Here is a 4,350-nt window from a genome sequence, read left to right as displayed (position 1 = left end):
AGGGCCGCCAGGTGGCCGCCGGCGGACTCGCCCCACGCGACCGTCCGGCGCGGGTCGAGGTTCAGTTCGCCCGCGCGGGCGCGCAGCCAGCCGAGCGCCGCGGCCAGGTCGTCCAGCTGCGCGGGGTGGGCGGCCTCGCCGGTGAGCCGGTAGGACGCGCAGGCGACGGCGAACCCGGCCCGCGCCATGCGTGCGAACGGGCCGGGCCGCCAGTCGCGGAAGCGCGGCCCGAGCCCGGTCCGGGAGCCCGCCCGCCAGCCGCCGCCGTGGACGAAGACGATGACCGGCAGCGGCCCGTGCGTCCCGTCCGGGAGCCAGAGGTCGAGTTCCAGGGGACGGAACCCCGGCCGGACGGCGTAGACGGCGCCGCGCAGCAGCCGCACTCCGGCGGCGGGGCGCTCGGCGGGCGGAAGCGGCAGGCGCGCGGGGTCGGGCGGGCGCAGCAGGGCGGCGGGGAAGGGGGCCATCGCGGTCAGCCCGCCGTGCGCCAGCGGTGGTCCGGCAGGAAGAGCACGTCGTGCTCCTGCGGGACGGTGCCGAACCTGTGGGGCTCCGGCACCACCGGCGTCCGCGGCAGGCCGTGGTCGAGGGTGGCGGCGCCGAGGCTCTCGAAGAACCGCTCGAACGTGCCGCCGGGACCGGCCGCCACGCCCACGATCTGGCTGTGGTGCCGCTCGATGCGGTAGGCGTGCGGGCAGTTCTTCGGCACGAACCCGAAGTCCCCGGTGGTGAGCAGCCGCTCGTACTGCTCCCCCTCGGTGTCCTCCACGAACAGCCGGACGGCCCCGGCGGTGATGTAGAAGACCTCGTAGGTGTCCGGATGGGAGTGCGACGGGATCACGTCGCCCTTCGGGCCCTCGCAGGTGAAGAAGTTGAAGGTGTTCTCGGTCTGCTCGCCGCCCGCGTAGATCGTGAACAGGTCGCCGAACAGGTGGGCGCGGTCGCCCTGGCCCTTCTCGACGAAGTACGGCCTTCCCAGGTCCGGCGGGATGTGCGAGCGGGAGCGGTAGGGCGTGGCGTACTCGATGGTCATGGCACCTCCGGTGGCGAACGGATTCCGTCAGGTTACCTGACAGTATGGGCGGGGCCGGGCCGCCCGCCGGGGGCGGACGGCTATGCTCGACCGACGTCCCCACCGAGGAGCCATGGCCGACGCGGCACCGAACCTGCCCCAGCTGCTTGGCGAGGCCAGGCGGTGGTTCGACGACGCGCTCCTGGCCGGCATGCGGGCCGCGGGGGAGCGGCCGGTGACCGTGGCGCAGGCGTCGGTCTTCGCCACCCTGGACGCCGGGGGCACCACGGTGTCCGAGCTTGCCCGGCGGATCGGCGTGACGCGGCAGACCGCGCACCAGGCCGTGCACGGCCTGATCGGGATGGGCCTGCTGGAGCAGGTGCCCGATCCGGCGTCCGGGCGGACGCGGCTGATCCGCACCACCGCCGAGGGCGACCGCGTCCACCGCAGGGCCCAGGCGGCGCTCGCCGTGATCGAGGACGTCCTCGCCGAGCGGATCGGTGCCGCCGGTACCCGGGAACTGCGCAGGCTGCTGACCCTCCCGTGGGGCGAACCGCCGGACGTCCGGGTCCCCTGAGGCCCCGCGCCGCCGCGGCCGTGAGAGCCGAGGTTGCGGAGAAAGCGGACATTCCTGCGGTTTGAGGTGCGGCAGGGGAGGTAGACAGCGGGCGGCGCACACCAAGACCGTGCCCGCGATCCGAGATCGGAGGTGTCGCCGATTCTGGTCCTGCTGTCGAGCCCCGTGGCGGCCTTGGTCATCCTGATGCTGATGGCGAAGCTCGAAACGGCGCTCCTCTCCGGCCCTCCGCCCGCGCCCCGGCCGGCCGCCCGCCCGTCCGCGGCGAGCGTCCCGGACGGGCCCGTCCTGTCGATCGCGGAACCCCCGCCGGCCGAGCCGGCGGAGCTGCGATCAGCGGCCTGACCGCATCCACGCCGAACCCGGTGCCATTCCCGAATGGCACCGGGTTCGGCGTTCGTACCGGGCGGGAGTGGCGACGAGTGGCCGGTGTTTCACTATCCGGAGCGAAATGCAACCGTTATCGAAGGGCGGCATGGAGCCTTTCCCTCCGGGGAGAAAGCGCGCCAAGGAGGAAAACGACATGCCTTGGTTGATGATCCTGGTCCTGCTGCTCGCCCTGATCCTGCTGGGAGCCGGCTTCGCGCTGAAGCTCCTGTGGATCCTCGCGGTGATCGTGCTGGTGCTCTGGCTGCTGGGCTTCGTCGCCCGCGGCACCGGGCCGTCCGGGAAGCGCGGCCGCTGGTACCGCTGGTAGCGATATAGATAGATCCGGCGAGCCCCGGCGCACCCGATGGAAGGGTGCGCCGGGGCTCTCCTTTCGCCTTTTTGCCGATAATTGGTCCGCGGAATGGCGTGCGATGGGCCGTGGCTCGGCGGACCGGTGCCGGCGGCTCCGGGAACTCGCCGGCACCGGCGCTCCGGGGTCAGCGGTTCAGGGGACTGGCGTCCAGGTCGTCCAGGAGCGCGCGGACATCGTCGTAGACGGCCGCGGCGCCCGCCTCCTCCAGCTCGGCGCGGGCCCAGCCGCCGCTCAGCACGCCGACGCACGGCAGCCCCACGCGGGCGGCGGCCTCCACGTCCCAGCGGGTGTCGCCCACGAACACGGCCCGGTCGGCGGGCACGCCCGCGCGGCGCAGCGCGAGCTCGACGAGGTCGGGGGCCGGCTTGCTCTCCTCGACCTCGGACGCGGAGGTCGCGTCCGCGATGGCGTCGTCCGCGCCGAGCGCGGCGCGCAGGGCCCGCATCTCCGGCTCGGCGGCGGAGCTCGCGAGGATGACGCGGGCGCCCCGCGACGCGCACGCGCGCAGCAGGTCGGCCGCGCCGTCGAACGGCGCGAGCCGGTCCCAGTACTGCGCGTACAGCGCGCCGTGCGCCGAGCTGATCGCGTCGTCGGCGGACCGGTCGCGGCCGGACGGGAGGACCGCGTCGAGGAGCTTGTCCGAGCCCATCCCGATGGCCCGGTGCACGCTTGCGGTCGGCACCGTGTGGCCGTACTGCCGGAACGCCTGCCACCAGCTCGTGGCGTGGAGGTAGTTGGTGTCGACGAGCGTGCCGTCGACGTCGAAGAGCACCGCATCGATCATGCCGACGGACCTACCCGGCGGGCGCGCGGGAAACCGCGCGCCGGGCCGGGCGGGGACCCGGGGGCCCGGGCCCGCGGAGCCGCCGCGGTGATGCACCATGGGGATCATGACGACGCTTCCACTCACGCCGGACGAGCTGCTGACCACCACCCGAACGGTGCGCAAGCGCCTGGACCTCGGCCGCCCCGTCCCGATCGAGCTCGTCCGCGAGTGCCTGGAGATCGCCGTCCAGGCGCCGAGCGGGAGCAACCGGCAGGGCTGGCACTGGATCGTGGTGACCGATCCGGAGGTGCGCGCGTCCATCGGCGAGTACTACCGGCGGGCGTTCGAGGCGTACGCCGGGTCGAGTGCGTCGGCGGCCGGGCTCTACCAGGACGACCCGGAGCGCGCCGAGGTGCAGCGGCGGGTCAGCGCCAGCGCCGCGCACCTCGCAGAGCACATGGGCGAGGTGCCCGTGCTGGTCATCCCGTGCCTGACCCTGCAAGGGGGGAGCCTCCCCGAGGGCAACCAGGCGGGCCTGTGGGGATCGCTGCTGCCCGCGGTGTGGAGCTACGCGCTCGCGGCCCGCGCCCGGGGCCTCGGCACCGCCTGGACGTCGCTGCACCTGGCCTACGAGAAGGAGATCGCCGAGCTGCTCGGGCTGCCCGCCGGCGTGCGGCAGGGCGCGCTCGTCCCCACCGCCTACTACACCGGCGACACCTTCAAGCCGGCGCCGCGCGTGCCGCTCGACGAGATCCTGCACCTCGACCGCTGGTGACCCCGCCGGAGCTCACGGCGGGCGCAGCGCCCGGCGGGCGACGAGCGCGGCCCCGGCGAGCTGCGCGTCGCCGGGGCGGGCCGGGTCCAGGCCGGTCAGCTCGCGGATCCGCCGGACGCGGTAGGTGACGGTGTTCGGGTGGACGTGCAGCGCGGCTCCGGCGCGGCGCCGGTCCAGCGCGCTCGCCAGGTAGCACTCCAGCGTGCGGAGCAGCTCCGGCTTGCGGTCGAGCGGGTCGAGCAGGGCGGCGAGCCCGGGCAGCGCGCCGCTCGGGCGGCTGAGCTGGTAGTCGAGCAGGACGTCGGCGAGCCGGTACAGCCCCGGCGGCCGGCCGGTGCGCCGGACCACGTCGAGGACCTCGGCGCACTGCGCGACCGCGGCGGGCACCCCGGCCGGCCCGGCGACGTCCGCCGCCGCGGTGACGGCGGTGTCGGCGAGCTTCGCGGCCCGCGCCGCGAGGCCGCGCAGGACGTCCCAG

General features: G+C 74.9%; 8 protein-coding genes. 4 read left to right on the top strand and 4 right to left on the bottom strand.

Annotated elements, in window-relative coordinates:
- Together E1300_RS47960 and E1300_RS47955 are read right to left on the bottom strand one after the other, a co-directional pair.
- On the bottom strand, positions 1-467 hold a 467-nt coding region (locus tag E1300_RS47960; protein ID WP_131763910.1), incomplete at its 3' end, for an alpha/beta hydrolase.
- Between the two features lie 5 nt (positions 468-472).
- Positions 473-1,033, bottom strand: a complete 561-nt coding sequence (locus E1300_RS47955; protein WP_131763909.1) for a quercetin 2,3-dioxygenase — start codon at positions 1,031-1,033, stop codon at positions 473-475.
- Between the two features lie 112 nt (positions 1,034-1,145).
- On the opposite strand from E1300_RS47955, the gene E1300_RS47950 reads away from it, so the two are divergent.
- The 3 genes from E1300_RS47950 (at position 1,146) to E1300_RS47940 (ending at position 2,286) form a co-directional block, all read left to right on the top strand.
- The gene (locus tag E1300_RS47950) at positions 1,146-1,589 is read left to right on the top strand and encodes a MarR family winged helix-turn-helix transcriptional regulator (protein ID WP_131763908.1); all 444 of its coding nucleotides are present in this window, start codon (positions 1,146-1,148) and stop codon (positions 1,587-1,589) included.
- Between the two features lie 132 nt (positions 1,590-1,721).
- Positions 1,722-1,934, top strand: a complete 213-nt coding sequence (locus E1300_RS47945; protein ID WP_131763907.1) for a hypothetical protein — start codon at positions 1,722-1,724, stop codon at positions 1,932-1,934.
- 178 nt (positions 1,935-2,112) lie between these two features.
- Complete coding sequence (locus tag E1300_RS47940; RefSeq protein ID WP_131763906.1) at positions 2,113-2,286, top strand: hydrophobic protein; 174 nt, start codon at positions 2,113-2,115, stop codon at positions 2,284-2,286.
- Positions 2,287-2,455: 169 nt separating this feature from the next.
- Here the strand turns inward: E1300_RS47940 and E1300_RS47935 are convergent, their stop codons facing one another.
- Positions 2,456-3,115, bottom strand: a complete 660-nt coding sequence (locus E1300_RS47935; RefSeq protein ID WP_131763905.1) for an HAD family hydrolase — start codon at positions 3,113-3,115, stop codon at positions 2,456-2,458.
- A 106-nt stretch (positions 3,116-3,221) separates the two neighbouring features.
- On the opposite strand from E1300_RS47935, the gene E1300_RS47930 reads away from it, so the two are divergent.
- Positions 3,222-3,872, top strand: a complete 651-nt coding sequence (locus E1300_RS47930) for a nitroreductase family protein (RefSeq protein WP_131763904.1) — start codon at positions 3,222-3,224, stop codon at positions 3,870-3,872.
- Between the two features lie 12 nt (positions 3,873-3,884).
- Here the strand turns inward: E1300_RS47930 and E1300_RS47925 are convergent.
- Positions 3,885-4,350: PucR family transcriptional regulator (locus E1300_RS47925; RefSeq protein WP_131763903.1), on the bottom strand; the 466-nt coding region annotated here is incomplete at its 5' end.

Origin of the sequence: Actinomadura fibrosa (genome assembly GCF_900659615.1) — a bacterium.
Taxonomy (GTDB): domain Bacteria; phylum Actinomycetota; class Actinomycetes; order Streptosporangiales; family Streptosporangiaceae; genus Spirillospora; species Spirillospora fibrosa.
This window is presented reverse-complemented; position numbering and strand designations above follow the sequence as displayed.

Excerpts from the sequence above, each read along its gene's own strand:
- E1300_RS47955 (WP_131763909.1), bottom strand. The coding sequence starts at position 1,033 with ATGACCATCGAGTACGCCACGCCCTACCGCTCCCGCTCGCACATCCCG.
- E1300_RS47950 (WP_131763908.1), top strand. The coding sequence starts at position 1,146 with ATGGCCGACGCGGCACCGAACCTGCCCCAGCTGCTTGGCGAGGCCAGG.
- E1300_RS47940 (WP_131763906.1), top strand. The coding sequence starts at position 2,113 with ATGCCTTGGTTGATGATCCTGGTCCTGCTGCTCGCCCTGATCCTGCTG.
- E1300_RS47935 (WP_131763905.1), bottom strand. The coding sequence starts at position 3,115 with ATGATCGATGCGGTGCTCTTCGACGTCGACGGCACGCTCGTCGACACC.
- E1300_RS47930 (WP_131763904.1), top strand. The coding sequence starts at position 3,222 with ATGACGACGCTTCCACTCACGCCGGACGAGCTGCTGACCACCACCCGA.